This is a genomic window from Streptomyces otsuchiensis (assembly GCF_004305975.1).
GTDB lineage: Bacteria > Actinomycetota > Actinomycetes > Streptomycetales > Streptomycetaceae > Streptomyces > Streptomyces otsuchiensis.
In genome coordinates, this window is record NZ_BHZI01000001.1 from 1 (window position 1) to 15,587 (window position 15,587).

Sequence of the window (15,587 nt, forward strand, 5' to 3'; positions counted from 1 at the left end):
GGCGGACAACCGCGGCAACAGGCGGCCCCGCCTGCCCGGGCCGCTCCGTCCCGCCGGGCGGGGCCGCCTGTTGCCGCGGTTGTCCGCCTGATGGTGTGCAATGGGGCCCGTGACCGCCCCGTACTCCTCCCGTACGCCACTCACCAACGTGGTCGGCGGGTCGACCGCCAAGGTGATGGCCGCCCAGCTCGGCCTCCACACGGTCGGCGACCTGCTCTACCACCTTCCCCGCCGATACGCGGAACGCGGTGAGCTGACCCGACTCGCCGAACTGCCGCTCGACGAGCACGTCACCGTCGTGGCCGAGATCGCCGACGCACGCGTGCACACCTTCAATCACGGGCGCGGCAGACGGCTGGAAGTGACGCTGACCGACGGCAGCGGCAAGCTCCAGCTGGTGTTCTTCGGCGGCGCCGTCCATCACCACCGCCGTGAGCTGCTGCCCGGTCGTCGTGGCCTGTTCGCGGGCAAGGTCTCCGCCTTCAACAACAAGCTCCAGCTCTCGCACCCCGCCTACCAGCTGATCGGCGAGGAAGTGGACGGGGGAGCGGAGGCCGCGCGGGAGTTCGCGGACCGGCTCCTGCCGCTGTACCCGGCTTGCAAGCAGCTCGAGTCGTGGAAGATCGCCAAGGCCGTCGACACGGTCCTGGACACCCTGGTGGCGTCGGACTGGGACGGTGTGGGGGACCCTCTGCCCCAGTCGCTCCGCTCGCAGCACGGCCTGCTCACTCTCCCCGAGGCACTGCTCGGCGTGCACCGCCCCCGCACGCACGCGGAACTCGAGGCCGCCCGCGACCGCCTGAAGTGGGACGAGGCACTGGTGCTCCAGGTGGCTCTCGCGCGCCGCAGGCACGCGGCCGCCCAGCTTCCCGCGGTGCCCCGCGCGCCACGTCCCGGCGGCCTGCTGCACGACTTCGACGCGACGCTGCCCTTCACCCTGACCACGGGGCAGAGCCGCGTCAGCGACGAGATCTTCGCCGAGCTGGCCACCGACCACCCGATGCACCGGCTCCTCCAGGGTGAGGTGGGTTCTGGCAAGACGCTGGTCGCGCTCCGTGCCATGCTCGCGGTGGTGGACTCAGGCGGTCAGGCGGCCATGCTCGCCCCGACCGAGGTCCTCGCACAGCAACACCACCGTTCCGTCACCGAGATGATGGGCGAACTCGCCGAAGGCGGACTGCTCGGCGGTGCGGAGAACGGCACCAAGGTGGTTCTGCTCACCGGATCCATGGGCATGGCCGCCCGCCGCCGGGCCCTGCTGGAGCTCGTCAGCGGGGACGCCGGAATCGTCATCGGTACGCACGCGCTGATCGAGGACGCCGTCCGCTTCCACGACCTCGGCCTCGTCGTCGTCGACGAGCAGCACCGCTTCGGGGTCGAACAGCGGGACGCGCTCAGAGCGAAGGCGGACCAGCCTCCCCACCTGCTGGTGATGACCGCGACACCCATTCCCCGCACCGTCGCCATGACGGTCTTCGGTGATCTCGAGACCTCCGTCCTCGACGAACTTCCGGCGGGCCGTTCCCCGATCGCCAGCCATGTGGTGCCCGCCGCCGACAAGCCGCACTTCCTGGACCGTGCCTGGGATCGAGTACGAGAGGAGGTCGCCGGCGGCCATCAGGCGTACGTCGTCTGCCCGCGGATCGGTGACGACGTCCCCGACCAGGCGTCGGCCGGCCGTCGGAAGTCCGCAGCGGACGGCAACGCCCCGGCCGAGGAGGACGAGGGCGCCCTCGCGGAGGAGTCCGCGCGGCGGCCGCCGCTCGCGGTCCTGGAGGTCGCGGAGCGCCTCGCAGAGGGGCCGCTGCGCGGGCTGCGCGTCGAGTCGCTCCACGGCCGCATGGCGCCGGAAGCGAAGGACGACCTGATGCGCCGCTTCACCGCCGGTGAGGTCGACGTGCTCGTCGCGACGACGGTCATCGAGGTGGGCGTCAACGTCCCGAACGCGACCGCCATGGTGATCATGGACGCCGACCGGTTCGGTGTCTCCCAACTGCACCAGCTCCGTGGCCGGGTCGGCCGTGGCAGCGCACCCGGGCTCTGCCTGCTGGTCACCGAGATGCACGAGGCATCAGCCGCCCGGGCGCGCCTGGAAGCCGTGGCCCAGACGCTCGACGGCTTCGAACTCTCCCGCATCGACCTGGAGCAACGCCGCGAGGGCGATGTCCTGGGGCAGGCGCAGTCCGGCGGTCGCAGCTCCCTTCGTGTCCTGACCGTCGTGGCCGACGAGGAACTCATCGCGCTGGCGCGGACGGCGGCCACGGAACTGGTGGCGGCGGATCCGGAACTCGACACGCACCCCGACCTCAAGGTCGCCCTGGACGCCCTGCTCGACGCGGACCGTGCCGAGTACCTCGACAAGGGCTGACGCGGCGTCGTGCGAGGCCCGCCCCAGGGTGTTGAACCGTCCCTACCGCCACGTGGAGACGTTCCGTGCGCGGGGCGGCGAGCGGGACCATGGGGTGGCGCCTCGCTGCCTGGGTGCCGGGCCTCCGCGTCGCGCCTCCGCTCCGTCGGAGCGGAGGCTGCCTCTAAGGGAGCCGGGGGCGCGCGAGGCCGGGTTCGACACCTCTGCGAACGCGCCGCGCCGCTCGCGCGCTCCGTCCCGCAGTGTCCGGCGCAGGAGGTTGAGTGCGCGCCCCTGGCCCGCCGACGTGGGTGCGGGCCCGGGCCGGTCGACCCGCCGCTCGGTCCGTATAGCGTGTGACGCGCGCGACCAGCCGGTGCCCGGCACCGCCGCGCGCAACGCCCCGCTACGCCCCGCCAGGCCACGCCCCGACAGTGAGGAAACCGATGACCCGCGTAATCGGCGGCGCCGCCGGCGGCCGGAGGCTCGCCGTCCCGCCCGGCACCTCCACCAGGCCGACGTCCGACCGCGCGCGTGAGGGCCTCCTCTCGACGTGGCAGGCGCTGTTCGGACCCCTGGACGGGGCCCGCGTGCTCGACCTGTTCGCCGGCTCAGGCGCGGTCGGGCTCGAAGCGCTGTCGCGTGGCGCGGCTCACGCCCTGCTCGTCGAGTCGGAAGCCCGCGCAGCGCGGGTGATCCGGGAGAACGTCCAGTCGCTCGGCCTGCCCGGGGCTGAGGTGCGTGGCGGCCGCGCGCAGCAGATAGCCGCCGGCGCCCCGCCGGCCGAGCCCTATGACCTGCTCTTCATCGACCCGCCCTACGCGGTGAGCGATGCCGAGGTGTGCGAGATCCTGGTCACACTGCGAACCGGGGGCTGGCTCGCCCGGGAGGCGCTGGTCACCGTGGAGCGTGGCACACGGGGTGGCGAGTTCCAGTGGCCCGCCGGTTTCGAGGGGCTCCGGTCCCGTCGCTACGGCGAGGGAACGCTCTGGTACGGTCGCGCCGCCGTAGACGACATCGGAGACCGGTCATGACGGTCCGCCAGAGCGAGGAGAGTCCGTTGCGCCGCGCAGTCTGTCCGGGGTCCTTCGACCCCATCACCTGTGGACATCTCGACATCATCGCCAGGGCGTCCAAGCTCTACGACACCGTGCACGTCGTGGTGATGATCAACAACTCCAAGAAGGGCATGTTCTCTCTCGACGAGCGGATCGCCCTCATCGAGGAGGTCACCGCCGACTTCGGCAACGTGGTCGTCGAGTCCTTCCACGGCCTGCTGGTCGACTACTGCAAGCAGCGGGACATCCCTGCCATCGTCAAGGGCCTCCGCGCGGTCAGCGACTTCGACTACGAGCTTCAGATGGCGCAGATGAACAACGGGCTCTCCGGAGTGGAGACGCTCTTCATCCCTACCAACCCCACCTACAGCTTCCTCTCCTCCTCGCTGGTGAAGGAAGTCGCCGCATGGGGCGGCGACGTGGCCCACCTGGTGCCCGACCCCGTGCTGCGCGAACTGCGCCGCAAGCTGACCGCCGAGTGACCCGGGCGGGTGCCCCGGTGCGCCCGGAGGAACCCCGCCGGGCCGGGCATCCGGCTACCTGGGGCCGCCCGGGGGCCGTACAGTCACTGCCGTGGACGTACACCAGAAACTGGATGAGATCGTCGCCGCGGTCGAGAGTGCCAAGTCGATGCCGATGTCGGCGTCCTGTGTCATCAACCGCAGCGACCTGCTCGGGCGCCTCGACGAGGTGCGCGAGGCGTTGCCCGGCTCGCTCGCGCAGGCGCAGGAGTTGCTCGGCGGTCGCGAGCAGGTGGTGGCGCAGGCCCAGCAGGAGGCACAGCGCATCGTCGAGGCGGCCCGCACGGAGCGTGGCTCTCTCGTGGACAGCACCGAGGTCGTGCAGCGCGCCCAGGCGGAGGCCACCCGGATCGTCACCGAGGCGCGGCGCGAGGCCGACTCGGTGCGCGAGGAGGCGGACGACTACGTCGACAGCAAGCTGGCCAACTTCGAGGTCGTCCTCGGCAAGACGATCAGCTCCGTCGACCGCGGCCGCACCAAGCTTCTCGGCCGCGACGGAGACCCCGAGGAGCTGCTCGCCCAGGCTGACGCCTACGTCGACGCCCAGTTCAGCGCCATCGAGGCCGTCCTCCGGAAGACGCTCGAAGCGGTCGGCCGCGGGCGGCAGAAGCTCACCGGCCACCGCCCCACGGACGATCTCGGCGGACAGTTCGGTGATCCGGACGAGCGCGCCGACCAGGCGGCGGCGTCCTACGGCCAGGAGCAGCCGGAGTCGTACTACTCCCAGCCCTCGGCCGCGCGTGAGGGGTACGACTACCAGGGTGCGTATCAGGGGTACGGAACGCAGCCGGGGTACCAGGACTACGCGCCGGCCGAGCCCGATCAGCAGCAGGCATACGGCGGCAGCTCACCGGATCCGTACCAGCCCGCCGCCGCGCACCAGGCGTCGTCCGGCTACGGTGACCCCGCCCCGTACGGCTACCAGCAGCACGGGGCCCAGCACGCCCAGGGGCAGGGCTACCCGCAGGCCGGGGCTCTGGAAGAGGCCAGCCTCTTCGACACCGGCATGATCGACGCCGAGCAGCTGCGCCGCTACGAGCAGGGCCGCTGAGCTGAGCTGTGGCGGCCAGGCGGACCGCGTTCGCCCTTCCCGCTTGCCTGCGGCCGCCCCATGCCGCGGTGCTGCCACAGCACTGCGGCATGGGGCGACGGCGTGGGGCGCACCGCACCGCACCGCATGGGGCAGACGGTGCCGGGGATGGGGCAGGCGCATCAGCCGGAGCGCGTGGCGCCCCGCTGCCTTCCGTGAGGGGCCCGTCCTCCTGGCTGTGGCGGGGTCACCGCTCCGGGCCCCAGGCGACTCCGTTGCCCGTGCTGGCCGGCCCGATCCGGTGCCCACCTCGGGCCACGGCCGAATTGGGTCCGCGACCACCGGTGAAGTACGCTGTCTGCTCGGCCGTGGTCTCACCACGGTCCTGGCTGCCCAGTCGCTCTTCCGTGCGGAGAGGTCTGCCTCGCGGCCTGTGCCGCCCGCGTAGAAAGCAGGACGCCCTGAAACCGCCCCTTGACCACCGTGCCCCACTCGTGTTCGACACACGGGAACTGGGGCGGCGGCCGGGTGCGCTGAAGCGGCTGTCCCGCACCGTCGACTCCCCAGGTGATCTCGGTACCGAGGTGATCGGGGTTCCGGCGGACGCGCAGGTGGAGGTAGAGCTCCGACTCGAATCGGTGATGGACGGCGTCCTCGTTACGGGCACCGCGCGTGCGCCCCTCACGGGCGAGTGCGTAAGGTGTCTGGAGCCGCTGAGCCACCAGTGCGAGGCGGATTTCCAGGAGCTGTTCTCCTACCCCGACGCCGACGACCGGAGCCGCCCCGCGGACACCGGCGACGACGCCGAGGAGGAGACGTTCCGTATCGAGGGCGAGCTGTTCGACCTCGAGCCGGTGCTGCGTGACGCGGTGGTGCTGTCACTGCCGCTGCAGCCGGTGTGTCAGGAGGACTGCCCAGGTCTGTGCCCCGAGTGCGGGGTGCGGATCGCGGCTGAGCCCGGCCACCAGCACGACGAAGCCGTCGACATCCGTTGGGCGGCGCTGCAGGAGCTGACCGGTTCCCAGGGAACCGGTGAGCCGGCCGCAGAGCAAGCGAAGTCTCCTCGCTCCGGCGGGGACGAACCACAGGAGAAGTAGCCGTGGCTGTTCCGAAGCGGAAGATGTCGCGCAGCAACACGCGCCACCGCCGGTCCCAGTGGAAGGCTGTGGCCGCCAATCTGGCGACGTGTGAGCGCTGCCAGGAGCCGAAGTTGCAGCACACCGCGTGCGGCAACTGCGGCACGTACAACCGCCGTCAGGTCCTCGAGGTCTGATCGGCGGGTGACAGGCTTCATGTCAGACGCCAGTACGTCGCTGAACGAGACGTCGGCGGACAGTGCCTCGTCCCACGCCATTCTGGAAGGGCGGCTCGGCTACCAGCTGGAGGCCGCCCTTCTGGTGCGCGCGCTGACGCACCGGAGCTACGCGTACGAGAACGGCGGGCTGCCGACCAACGAACGGCTGGAGTTCCTCGGGGACTCCGTGCTCGGCCTCGTGGTCACGGACACGCTCTACCGTACGCATCCGGACCTCCCTGAGGGGCAGCTCGCCAAGCTGCGTGCCGCGGTCGTCAACTCCCGGGCCCTCGCCGAGGTCGCCCGCGGACTGGACCTGGGCGCCTTCGTGCGTCTGGGCCGGGGCGAAGAGGGCACTGGCGGCCGGGACAAGGCATCGATTCTCGCCGACACGCTCGAGGCGGTCATCGGTGCCGTCTATCTCGACCAGGGACTTCCTGCCGCGGACGAGTTGGTCCACCGGCTCTTCGACCCGCTCATCGAGCGCTCCGCCGGCCTGGGCGCCGGCCTGGACTGGAAGACCAGCCTCCAGGAGCTGAGTGCCGCCGAAGGGCTCGGAGTCCCCGAGTACGTGATCACCGAGTCGGGCCCAGATCACGAGAAGACCTTCACGGCTGCTGCTCGCGTCGGTGGTGTCACGCACGGCACCGGCACCGGCCGCAGCAAGAAGGAGGCGGAACAGCAGGCAGCGGAGACCGCGTGGCGCGCGATCCGCGAGACCTCGGACGAGGCCCCAGGTGCCGACGACGGCTCCGGGGCAGCGAGCCCGGGCGCCGGCAACGGTGCCTGAGCTTCCCGAGGTCGAGGTCGTCCGGCGCGGTCTTGAGCGCTGGGCGGCCGGGCGTGTCGTCGACACCGTGGAGGTGCTGCACCCCCGGGCGGTCCGGCGTCACGAGGCGGGCGCGCAGGACTTCGCGTCCCAGCTGGCCGGTAGCCGGATGGCTGCGCCCCGGCGGCGTGGCAAGTACCTGTGGATACCCCTGGACACCGCCGGCGAGGGGCCCGCCCCGACGGGCACCGCGCTCCTCGCCCATCTGGGGATGAGCGGACAGCTGCTGATCCAGCCCGCCTCCACCCCGGACGAGCGCCATCTGAGGGTTCGGCTGACCTTCGACGACTCCGAAGCGGGTGAACTGCGCTTCGTCGACCAGCGGACTTTCGGAGGGCTCTCGGTGCACCCGACGGTGCCCGGCGATCCGGAGGCGCTGCCCGAGAACATCGCGCATATCGCCCGTGACCCGCTGGACCCGTTGTTCGACGAGCAGCTCTGGTTCGCGTCGCTCAGGCGCCGCAGCACCACGATCAAGCGCGCGCTACTGGACCAGTCACTGATCAGCGGGGTCGGCAACATCTACGCGGACGAGGCACTGTGGCGCGCCCGTGTCCACTACGAGCAGCCCACCGCCGCTCTGACGCGTCCGAAAGCTTCGGAGCTGCTCCACGAGGTCACGAACGTCATGACGGCGGCACTGGACGTCGGTGGGACCAGCTTCGACAGCCTGTACGTGAACGTCAACGGGGAGTCCGGCTACTTCTCGCGCTCGCTCGACGCCTACGGCCGAGAGGGCGAGCCGTGCCGCAGGTGCGGGACCGCCATACGCCGCAGTCCCTGGATGAATCGCTCCAGCTACTACTGCCCACGTTGTCAGCGCACTCCTGCCGGCACATCGGCACGTCGCTGACTTTGCCCCCCGGCCGTTGCCGGCGTGGGCGGGAGGGCCGCTGACCGAGATCAGTAGCCGAAGTTCTGCGTCCACCAGGGACCGCCGGGGCCGTTGTGGACGCCCACGCCCAGCGTCTTGAAGTCGCAGTTGAGAATGTTGGCGCGATGACCCTCGCTGTTCATCCAGGAGTCCATCACCGCCTCTGGGCTCTGCTGGCCGCGGGCTATGTTCTCGCCGCCGAGGTTCGATATACCCGCGGCGTCGGCGCGGTCCCAGGGCGTCCGGCCGTCAGGGTCGGTGTGTGAGAAGAAGTCGCGCTCGGCCATGTCGCGACTGAAGTCGCGTGCGATGCCGGCCAGTGCCGTGTCGTTCGCGACGGGGCGGCAGCCGGCCTTGGCGCGCTCCTCGTTCACGAGATTCAGCACCCGGGCCGCCGCCTGCTCGGCCGGGTCGTCGCTCTGTGGGGGAGTGGACGGTGTGCCGGGGCTGCTGCTCGGCGGCGGCGACGGTGCGGCGGGGCGCTCCGGCGCGGGGCTGCTCGTCGAGGGCGAGGGTGCGGCGGCCGTCTCCTCGGCGGACGGTTCCGGCTCGTTCTCAGGCTCGGGCTCCGGCTCTGCCGACTCCTGCTCGGCCGTCTCCTCGGGGGAGGGATCGGCCTCTTCGGAGGGAGTCTCGTCGCTGGGTTCCGGGCCGATCTCACGCCCGGTGGCGCGGCTGGCGGTGTCGTCCTCGGTGCGCTCCGGTGACGGAGAGGCGGTGGTCGACGCGGGGTCACCGCCGTGCGCGGCGATGTCCTGGTGGCTGTCGGCGTCAGAACCGGGCCCAGGCAGCACGCCGGTCCCGATGGCGATGGCGCCGAGGGTCAGCGCTGCGGAGGCGCTGAGCAGCCCGGCCCGTGCGGGGCCCTGCTTCCGGTGCGCGGCCCGCACCGGAACGGAACGGCCGTGGCGTCCCATCAGGCGTACCGTCCTTCGTCACTCGACAACACGTTCACCGTTCACACACGATGCGACTCACCCGAAAGGGTGATGCATGGTGTGGGACTGTACGGCATACCGCAACCCGGGAGCGCCCGGTCGGACGGAAAACAGCGGATAGCGTGCGTCACATGAGCGCCACATCGTCCTCCGCCACAGGTCCCGCCGTCACGAGCCCGTTCGGTGCTTCCGGCGATGGTCGGGGTGCCGCACCGGAGGAGGGGCGAGGGACGGCCACTGTGGCCGGATCCGGACGGACGGCCGGGCCGGCGGCCGACGGCAACCGTCGTGACAGCGATGTCCCGGCGGCCGCCAGGCCGTCACGGATGACGGCGTGGGTGCGGGGGCGCGTGCAGGGCGTCGGCTTCCGCTGGTTCACGCGCGCGCAGGCGCTCGCGATCGGAGGTCTCCGGGGTTTCGCACTGAACCTCGAGGACGGCCGCGTCCAAGTGGTCGCCGAGGGGTCGCGGGAGGACTGCGAACGGCTGCTGCGGTGGCTCCGCTCGGGCGACACTCCGGGAGCGGCCACCGGCGTGACAGAGATATGGGACACACCACGCGGCGGTTACCCCGACTTCGCGATCCGGTGAGCCACTCTCACTTCCGTCTGCGGGACATGGCGCCAAACGGGTTGCCGTCACCGCTCCGACGTGCGAGGCTGCGACGAAACGAATGATCCACTGAGCCGTCGCTCCACAGTGAGCCTTCGCCCCGGCAGCGTCCGGCGGCCACGGCCGAGAACCGCGCCGTCGTGCTGATCACGGTCGTCGCGCGGTGTGATCGTGTTGACCGTCCCCCTTTTTGGTGAGACTCTGAAAGTCCCGCGCACCTTGGCTGTGTAGCCCGTTGAACCCCAGATAGAGGCAGCAGCGCGTGGTGCGATCCCTCACGACCCACGACGACTTCGGTCGGTCACTCAGTGTGGAGGACCATCCATCATGGCAAAGGCGCTTTTCGGTTACGTCGGCGGCTCCGACCCCCGAGTACTCGCCGAAATGCGACGGCTTCAGCAGCGCGTTCAGGACCTGGAGACCCAGCTCGTCCGGGTCCAGGCGGAGAACGACGCGCTCGCGGCGGCTGTCACTCGGCATTCCGACTCGGTGCTCGACTCCATCGACGTGCACAGTGCGGAGCCTGCTCTGACCTGATCTCCTGAACCGGGGATCCGGTGCGGACCGCTGGCCCGCTGAGCATGCAAGGGACGCCTCGGCGTCCCTTCTTCTTTGCCCTTTCCTTCTGGCGAGTGCCGACAGGTCGGCCACCTCGACCACGCGAGCAGTGCTCCACCGAACCCGACCGGCTGCCGCGCTCACCCTGTGGTGTGCCCCACTCGCTCCGGGTCGAAACGGATATTCCCGCGGCGACGACCGGTAAAGTCCGAAGGCGTGCACCTCAAGAGCCTGACGCTGCGGGGGTTCAAGTCCTTCGCCTCAGCGACAACGCTGCGATTCGAACCCGGTATCACCTGCGTGGTGGGGCCCAACGGATCAGGAAAGTCGAACGTGGTCGACGCCCTCTCCTGGGTGATGGGAGAACAGGGCGCCAAATCACTGCGCGGCGGCAAGATGGAAGACGTCATCTTCGCCGGTACCACCGGGCGGCCACCTCTGGGACGGGCCGAGGTGTCGCTGACGATCGACAACTCCGACGGCGCACTCCCGATCGACTACGCCGAAGTCACCATCACCCGGATCATGTTCCGCAACGGCGGCAGCGAATATCAGCTCAACGGCGACACGTGCCGGCTGCTCGATATCCAGGAACTGTTGTCCGATTCCGGAATCGGCCGCGAAATGCATGTCATCGTCGGCCAGGGCCAGCTCGACTCGGTCCTGCACGCCGACCCCATGGGCCGCCGCGCCTTCATCGAGGAAGCAGCCGGCGTGCTGAAACACCGCAGGCGCAAGGAGAAGGCGCTGCGGAAACTCGACGCCATGCAGGCCAACCTGGCGCGCGTCCAGGACCTCACCGACGAACTGCGCCGGCAGCTCAAACCGCTCGGACGTCAAGCAGCCGTCGCCCGCCGCGCCGCGGTCATCCAGGCTGACCTACGGGACGCCCGGCTGCGACTGCTCGCCGACGACCTCGTCACACAGCGGAACGCACTGAGCGCGGAGATCGCCGACGAGGCCGCCCTCAAGGAGCGCAAGCAGGACGCCGAGGACCGGCTCAAGGCGGCGCTGCGCGGCGAGGCCGCCCTCGAACAGGACGTCCGCACGCTCACGCCTCGGCTGCATCGGGCCCAGACCGCCTGGTACGAGCTCTCGCAGCTCGCCGAGCGCGTGCGCGGCACCGTCTCCCTGGCCGACGCGCGGATCACCAGCGCGTCCTCCCAGGAACCCGAGGAACGACAGGGCCGGGACCCGGAGGAGCTCGAGCAGGAAGCCGAACGGGTCAGAGCACAGGAAGCCGAACTCCAGGCCGCGCTCGACGCCGCCGGCCTCGCGCTGGAGGACAGCGGCGAACACCGCGCACGGCTCGAAACAGAGCTAGCGGGCGAGGAGCGACGACTGCGCGACGCCGCGCGGGCCATCGCCGACCGACGGGAAGGACTCGCGCGGCTCCAGGGCAGGGTGAACGCCGCGCACGGGCGCGCCGCGTCCGCCCAGGCGGAGATCGACCGGCTCATCCTCGCCCGCGACGGCGCCGCGGAGCGGGCCGCGTCCGCTCACGCAGAACACGAGGCGCTGCTGGCCGAAGTCGGAGAGCACGACGCGGACGAGACGGAGCTGAACAAGCGTCACGAGGAAGCCCGCGCCGATCTGGCGCGCGCTGAGGAGGCCCTCGACACGGCGCGTGAGGCGGTGGGCGCGGGGGAGCGCCGCCGAGCCGCGGTCTCCGCCCGCCATGACGCGCTCGCAATGGGACTGCGTCGCAAGGACGGCAGTGGGGCGCTTCTTGACCCGGCCGCTGGTCTCACCGGCGTGCTGGGATCCGCCGCATCTATGCTCACCGTCGCGCCGGGCCATGAGACCGCCGTAGCGGCCGCGCTGGGCGCCGCGGCCGACGCGGTCGCGGTCGACGGCCCTGTCGCCGCCGTTGACGCGTTGCGGCTGCTGCGCAAGAACGACTTCGGGCGCGCGGACCTCTTGGTCGCCGGAGAGCCGGGGGAGCAGTGTGACGGAGAGACCACGGCGAGCAGTCCGGGGCATGGGGCGGCCGTTCGCGTCGGCGGCATGGGGCGGGCCGGTGCCGATCCGAATGCCGTGCGGGGGCGTGGCGTGGGGCAGGCGGCCACGGCGTCGGTCCTCGCCGCCGACCTGGTGGACGGTCCCGACGCCCTTCTGCCCGCCGTACGTCTGGTGCTGCGCGACGTCATCGTGGTCTCCACCCTCGAAGACGCTCGGGAGGTGGTCCACCACCACCCTGAGTTGACCGCCGTCACCTCTGACGGCGACCTTCTCTCGCGGGCCCTCGCCCGGGGCGGCTCAGCGGGCGCGCCCAGCCTGCTGGAAGTACGCGCGTCGGTGGACGAGGCGGCCGCCGAGCTGGACGACCTGGCGTCCGGCCGTGCGGCCCTCGACGCGGAGCTGGAGCGCGCGACCGAACGACGCGTCGCATGCGCGGCCGCCGTCGAGGAGATCGGAGCCCTACGGCACGAGGGCGACCGGACGAGATCCCGCGTTGCGCAGGACCTCGGACGTCTCGCCGGTCAGGCGCGTGCCGCCGCGGGAGAGGCCGAACGAGCGGACCGCGCGGTCGATGTGGCCCGGGACGCGCTGGAGAAGGCGACCGGCGAGGCTGCCGAGCTCGCGGAGCAGCACGTGGCGGCGTCGGAGAGCGACCTGCCGGACGAGGAGCCGGACACCTCGGTGCGCGACCGGCTCGCCGCCGAGGGGGCCAATGCGCGACAGGCCGAGATGGAAGCCCGGCTCCAGGTCCGCACCCACGAGGAGCGGGTCCGCTCACTCGCCGGGCGCGCCGATGGCCTGGTGCGCGCGGCACGCGCGGAACGGGAGACGCGCCTCAGGGCGGAGCGGCGCCGCGCCCGGCTCCGCCACGAGGCCGAGACCGCCACGGCGGTCGCGGCCGGCGCGCGCCAGCTGCTGGTACACGCGGAGGAGTCCCTGGCGCGAGCCGCGGGGGAGCGAGATGCCGCGGAAGAGGCACGTGCGACACGGGAAGCGGCGCTGGACGCTGAACGACAGGCGGGCCGACGGCTGAAGGAGGAGCTCGACGGACTCACCGACTCCGTGCACCGTGGTGAGGTCCTCGGCGCGGAGAAGCGTCTGCGTATCGAGCAGATGGAGACCCGCGCACTCGAGGAGCTCGGGGTAGAGCCGTCCGTACTGACAGCGGAGTACGGCCCGGACCAGCCCGTTCCGCCCTCCGAGGAGCCGGACGAGCCGGACGAGACGGTCGACGTGGGCCCTGGACGGCTTCCGGTGCCCTTCGTCCGCGCGGAGCAGGAGAAGCGGCTGAAGGCCGCCGAACGGGCCTACAAGCAGCTGGGCAAGGTCAACCCGCTGGCGCTGGAGGAGTTCGCCGCGCTGGAAGAGCGGCACCAGTTCCTCAGCGAACAGCTGGAGGATCTCAAGAAGACCCGTGCCGACCTGCTGCTGGTGGTGAAGGAGGTGGACGAGCGCGTGGAGCAGGTCTTCACGGCCGCCTACCACGATACGGCGCGACAGTTCGAAGGTGTCTTCTCCCGGCTCTTCCCCGGCGGAGAGGGCCGGCTGATCCTGACGGACCCCGACAACATGCTCGCCACGGGAGTCGATGTCGAGGCGCGTCCGCCGGGGAAGCGGGTGAAGCGTCTGTCCCTGCTGTCCGGGGGTGAACGCTCGCTGACAGCGGTCGCGCTCCTCGTCTCGATCTTCAAAGCGCGCCCGAGCCCGTTCTACGTCATGGACGAGGTGGAGGCCGCCCTGGACGACACGAACCTGCAGCGGCTGATCCGCATCATGGAAGAGCTCCAGGAGAGCTCCCAGCTGATCGTCATCACCCACCAGAAGCGCACCATGGAGGTCGCCGACGCGTTGTACGGCGTGTCCATGCAGGGCGACGGGGTCTCCAAGGTGATCAGCCAGCGACTCGACTGACGGGGTGACGGGGTGACGGCGCACCCTGCCGGGCGGGTCGGCCCCCGCCGTATCCGGCGCGTGGGGCCACGGCGCCACCACCCCACTGCGGCGCGCTCTGCACATGGGGCCTGCCCACCCGCCCCGTGGCGCGGTGCCAGCGCGCCCCACGCCGCCGCACGAGGCGGAGCACCGGACGCCGCACCACGCGGGCGTCCGTGATACTGAGGAGCCTGCCAGGCATCGTCACATCTCCCCCCGGCACCGGGGCGAACGCTAGGGAACTGATGGAAATCGTCATCCTCGCCGTGGTCATCGCCGTGGTCGTGCTCGGCACGGTCAGCGGCCTCGTCATCAGCGCGGGGCGCCGCCGCAAGGCGCCTCCCGCCGACGGGGCGAGCGCCACCGGCACCACCACGGCACCGCCGGCTGAGCCCCAGGCCGGCGACGACAGCGTCCAGGCCCCCCCGGCCGACGCCCGGCCGAACGGGGACGTCCAGGCCGCGCCTCCCGTCGATGTCGCGGAGACACCCGCCCCGCTCGCCCCGCAGACGGAGACCCCGGCGCCGACCGAGGGCCGCCTTGTGCGGCTCCGCGCCCGCCTGGCGCGGTCGCAGAACTCCCTCGGCAAGGGCCTTCTCGCTCTCCTGTCCCGGGAGAACCTCGACGAGGAGACCTGGGAGGAGATCGAGGACACGCTTCTCGCCGCCGATGTCGGGGTGGCACCCACCCAGGAGTTGGTCGAGCGTCTTCGTGAGCGTGTCCGGGTGCTCGGTACCAGGACCCCGGAGGACCTGCGCACGCTGCTCCGCGAGGAACTGCTCCAGCTCATCGGCACCGACACCGACCGCGCCGTGAACACGGAGGGCGGAGTGTCCGAGGCCGGCGTCGAGCTGCCGGCCATCGCCCTGGTGGTCGGAGTGAACGGCACCGGCAAGACCACCACCACGGGGAAGCTGGCCCGCGTGCTCGTCGCCGACGGCAAGTCCGTGGTGCTCGGTGCGGCGGACACCTTCCGCGCCGCGGCCGCCGACCAGCTGCAGACCTGGGGTGAGCGCGTAGGCGCCCGCACCGTGCGGGGCCCCGAGGGCGGCGACCCCGCGTCGGTGGCCTTCCAGGCGGTCAAGGAGGGGATCGAGGAAGGTGCCGATGTCGTCCTGGTGGATACCGCTGGGCGGCTGCACACCAAGACCGGCCTCATGGACGAGCTGGGCAAGGTCAAGCGGGTGGTGGAGAAGCACGGACCGGTCGGCGAGGTCCTCCTTGTCCTGGACGCCACCACCGGCCAGAACGGACTCGTTCAGGCCCGCGTGTTCTCGGAGGTCGTGGACGTGACCGGCGTCGTGCTCACCAAGCTCGACGGCACCGCGAAGGGCGGCATCGTGATCGCGGTCCAGCGCGAGCTGGGTGTTCCGGTCAAGCTGGTCGGTCTGGGCGAGGGGGCGGACGACCTGGCGCCCTTCGAGCCGGAGGCGTTCGTGGACGCGCTGATCGGACAGTAGGCAGACCGCGCACAGCGGCGCGCCGCGGTGGCGATGCCTGCCGCATGTGGCGTGTCCGGCCGCGCTCACCCTCGGGCCTGGGAACGCTCGGGCCCGGGGAACGCTCGGCCCGTGTCGCGCTCGGCCCGGGCGCGACGGCTTCGGACCCCGGCTCGGGCGCCGTCAGTCGGCTT

Annotated in this window: 13 protein-coding genes; 12 read left to right on the plus strand and 1 reads right to left on the minus strand. The window is 71.4% G+C overall.

Annotation, left to right across the window (positions count from 1 at the left end; all coding sequences use genetic code 11):
• Positions 1–100 precede the first annotated feature (100 nt).
• The 8 genes from recG (at position 101) to mutM (ending at position 7,932) form a co-directional block, all read left to right on the plus strand.
• A complete protein-coding gene (recG, locus tag E0D90_RS00005) occupies positions 101–2,368 on the plus strand; it encodes an ATP-dependent DNA helicase RecG (protein ID WP_130796129.1) in 2,268 nt (755 codons plus the stop codon).
• A 425-nt stretch (positions 2,369–2,793) separates the two neighbouring features.
• Entirely contained in the window at positions 2,794–3,381 is a 588-nt protein-coding gene (gene rsmD / locus E0D90_RS00010; RefSeq protein WP_130796130.1) for a 16S rRNA (guanine(966)-N(2))-methyltransferase RsmD, read from the plus strand.
• A 26-nt stretch (positions 3,382–3,407) separates the two neighbouring features.
• Entirely contained in the window at positions 3,408–3,887 is a 480-nt protein-coding gene (gene coaD / locus E0D90_RS00015) for a pantetheine-phosphate adenylyltransferase (protein WP_181008934.1), read from the plus strand.
• Between the two features lie 91 nt (positions 3,888–3,978).
• Positions 3,979–4,977, plus strand: a complete 999-nt coding sequence (locus E0D90_RS00020) for a F0F1 ATP synthase subunit B (RefSeq protein ID WP_130796131.1) — start codon at positions 3,979–3,981, stop codon at positions 4,975–4,977.
• Between the two features lie 473 nt (positions 4,978–5,450).
• The gene (locus E0D90_RS27535) at positions 5,451–6,053 is read left to right on the plus strand and encodes a YceD family protein (protein WP_227869869.1); all 603 of its coding nucleotides are present in this window, start codon (positions 5,451–5,453) and stop codon (positions 6,051–6,053) included.
• A 2-nt stretch (positions 6,054–6,055) separates the two neighbouring features.
• Positions 6,056–6,229: a 50S ribosomal protein L32 gene (gene rpmF, locus E0D90_RS00030; RefSeq protein ID WP_103503535.1), complete on the plus strand. Its 174-nt coding sequence runs from the start codon at positions 6,056–6,058 to the stop codon at positions 6,227–6,229.
• A gap of 19 nt (positions 6,230–6,248) precedes the next feature.
• The gene (gene rnc / locus E0D90_RS00035; RefSeq protein ID WP_130796133.1) at positions 6,249–7,040 is read left to right on the plus strand and encodes a ribonuclease III; all 792 of its coding nucleotides are present in this window, start codon (positions 6,249–6,251) and stop codon (positions 7,038–7,040) included.
• Positions 7,033–7,932 (plus strand): bifunctional DNA-formamidopyrimidine glycosylase/DNA-(apurinic or apyrimidinic site) lyase, encoded by a 900-nt coding sequence (gene mutM, locus E0D90_RS00040; RefSeq protein WP_130796134.1) that lies wholly within the window; start codon positions 7,033–7,035, stop codon positions 7,930–7,932. The genes rnc and mutM overlap by 8 nt, the downstream gene beginning before the upstream one ends.
• Before the next feature lie 50 nt (positions 7,933–7,982).
• Here mutM and E0D90_RS00045 read toward each other — a convergent pair whose 3' ends face one another.
• Complete coding sequence (locus E0D90_RS00045) at positions 7,983–8,870, minus strand: CAP domain-containing protein (RefSeq protein WP_103503532.1); 888 nt, start codon at positions 8,868–8,870, stop codon at positions 7,983–7,985.
• Between the two features lie 347 nt (positions 8,871–9,217).
• Here E0D90_RS00045 and E0D90_RS00050 point away from each other — a divergent pair, with 347 nt between their 5' ends.
• The 4 genes from E0D90_RS00050 to ftsY all read left to right on the plus strand — a co-directional run bounded on the left by E0D90_RS00050 (position 9,218) and on the right by ftsY (position 15,414).
• Positions 9,218–9,481 carry an acylphosphatase gene (locus tag E0D90_RS00050; RefSeq protein ID WP_103503540.1) on the plus strand — a complete coding sequence of 88 codons (264 nt, stop codon included), beginning with the start codon at positions 9,218–9,220 and terminating at the stop codon, positions 9,479–9,481.
• 348 nt (positions 9,482–9,829) lie between these two features.
• A complete protein-coding gene (locus E0D90_RS00055; RefSeq protein WP_103503531.1) occupies positions 9,830–10,039 on the plus strand; it encodes a hypothetical protein in 210 nt (69 codons plus the stop codon).
• Positions 10,040–10,276: 237 nt separating this feature from the next.
• Positions 10,277–13,933: an AAA family ATPase gene (locus E0D90_RS00060; RefSeq protein ID WP_130796135.1), complete on the plus strand. Its 3,657-nt coding sequence runs from the start codon at positions 10,277–10,279 to the stop codon at positions 13,931–13,933.
• Positions 13,934–14,199: 266 nt separating this feature from the next.
• Positions 14,200–15,414, plus strand: coding sequence for a signal recognition particle-docking protein FtsY (ftsY, locus tag E0D90_RS00065; protein ID WP_130796136.1), 1,215 nt, complete (start codon positions 14,200–14,202; stop codon positions 15,412–15,414).
• The last annotated feature ends 173 nt before the right edge of the window (positions 15,415–15,587 follow it).

What these genes read in the sequence shown, in the direction of transcription:
- rsmD (WP_130796130.1), top strand. Translation starts at nt 2,794, where the DNA reads ATGACCCGCGTAATCGGCGGCGCCGCCGGCGGCCGGAGGCTCGCCGTC.
- rnc (WP_130796133.1), top strand. Translation starts at nt 6,249, where the DNA reads ATGTCAGACGCCAGTACGTCGCTGAACGAGACGTCGGCGGACAGTGCC.
- E0D90_RS00055 (WP_103503531.1), top strand. Translation starts at nt 9,830, where the DNA reads ATGGCAAAGGCGCTTTTCGGTTACGTCGGCGGCTCCGACCCCCGAGTA.
- E0D90_RS00045 (WP_103503532.1), bottom strand. Translation starts at nt 8,870, where the DNA reads ATGGGACGCCACGGCCGTTCCGTTCCGGTGCGGGCCGCGCACCGGAAG.
- recG (WP_130796129.1), top strand. Translation starts at nt 101, where the DNA reads ATGGGGCCCGTGACCGCCCCGTACTCCTCCCGTACGCCACTCACCAAC.
- ftsY (WP_130796136.1), top strand. Translation starts at nt 14,200, where the DNA reads ATGGAAATCGTCATCCTCGCCGTGGTCATCGCCGTGGTCGTGCTCGGC.
- E0D90_RS00050 (WP_103503540.1), top strand. Translation starts at nt 9,218, where the DNA reads ATGACGGCGTGGGTGCGGGGGCGCGTGCAGGGCGTCGGCTTCCGCTGG.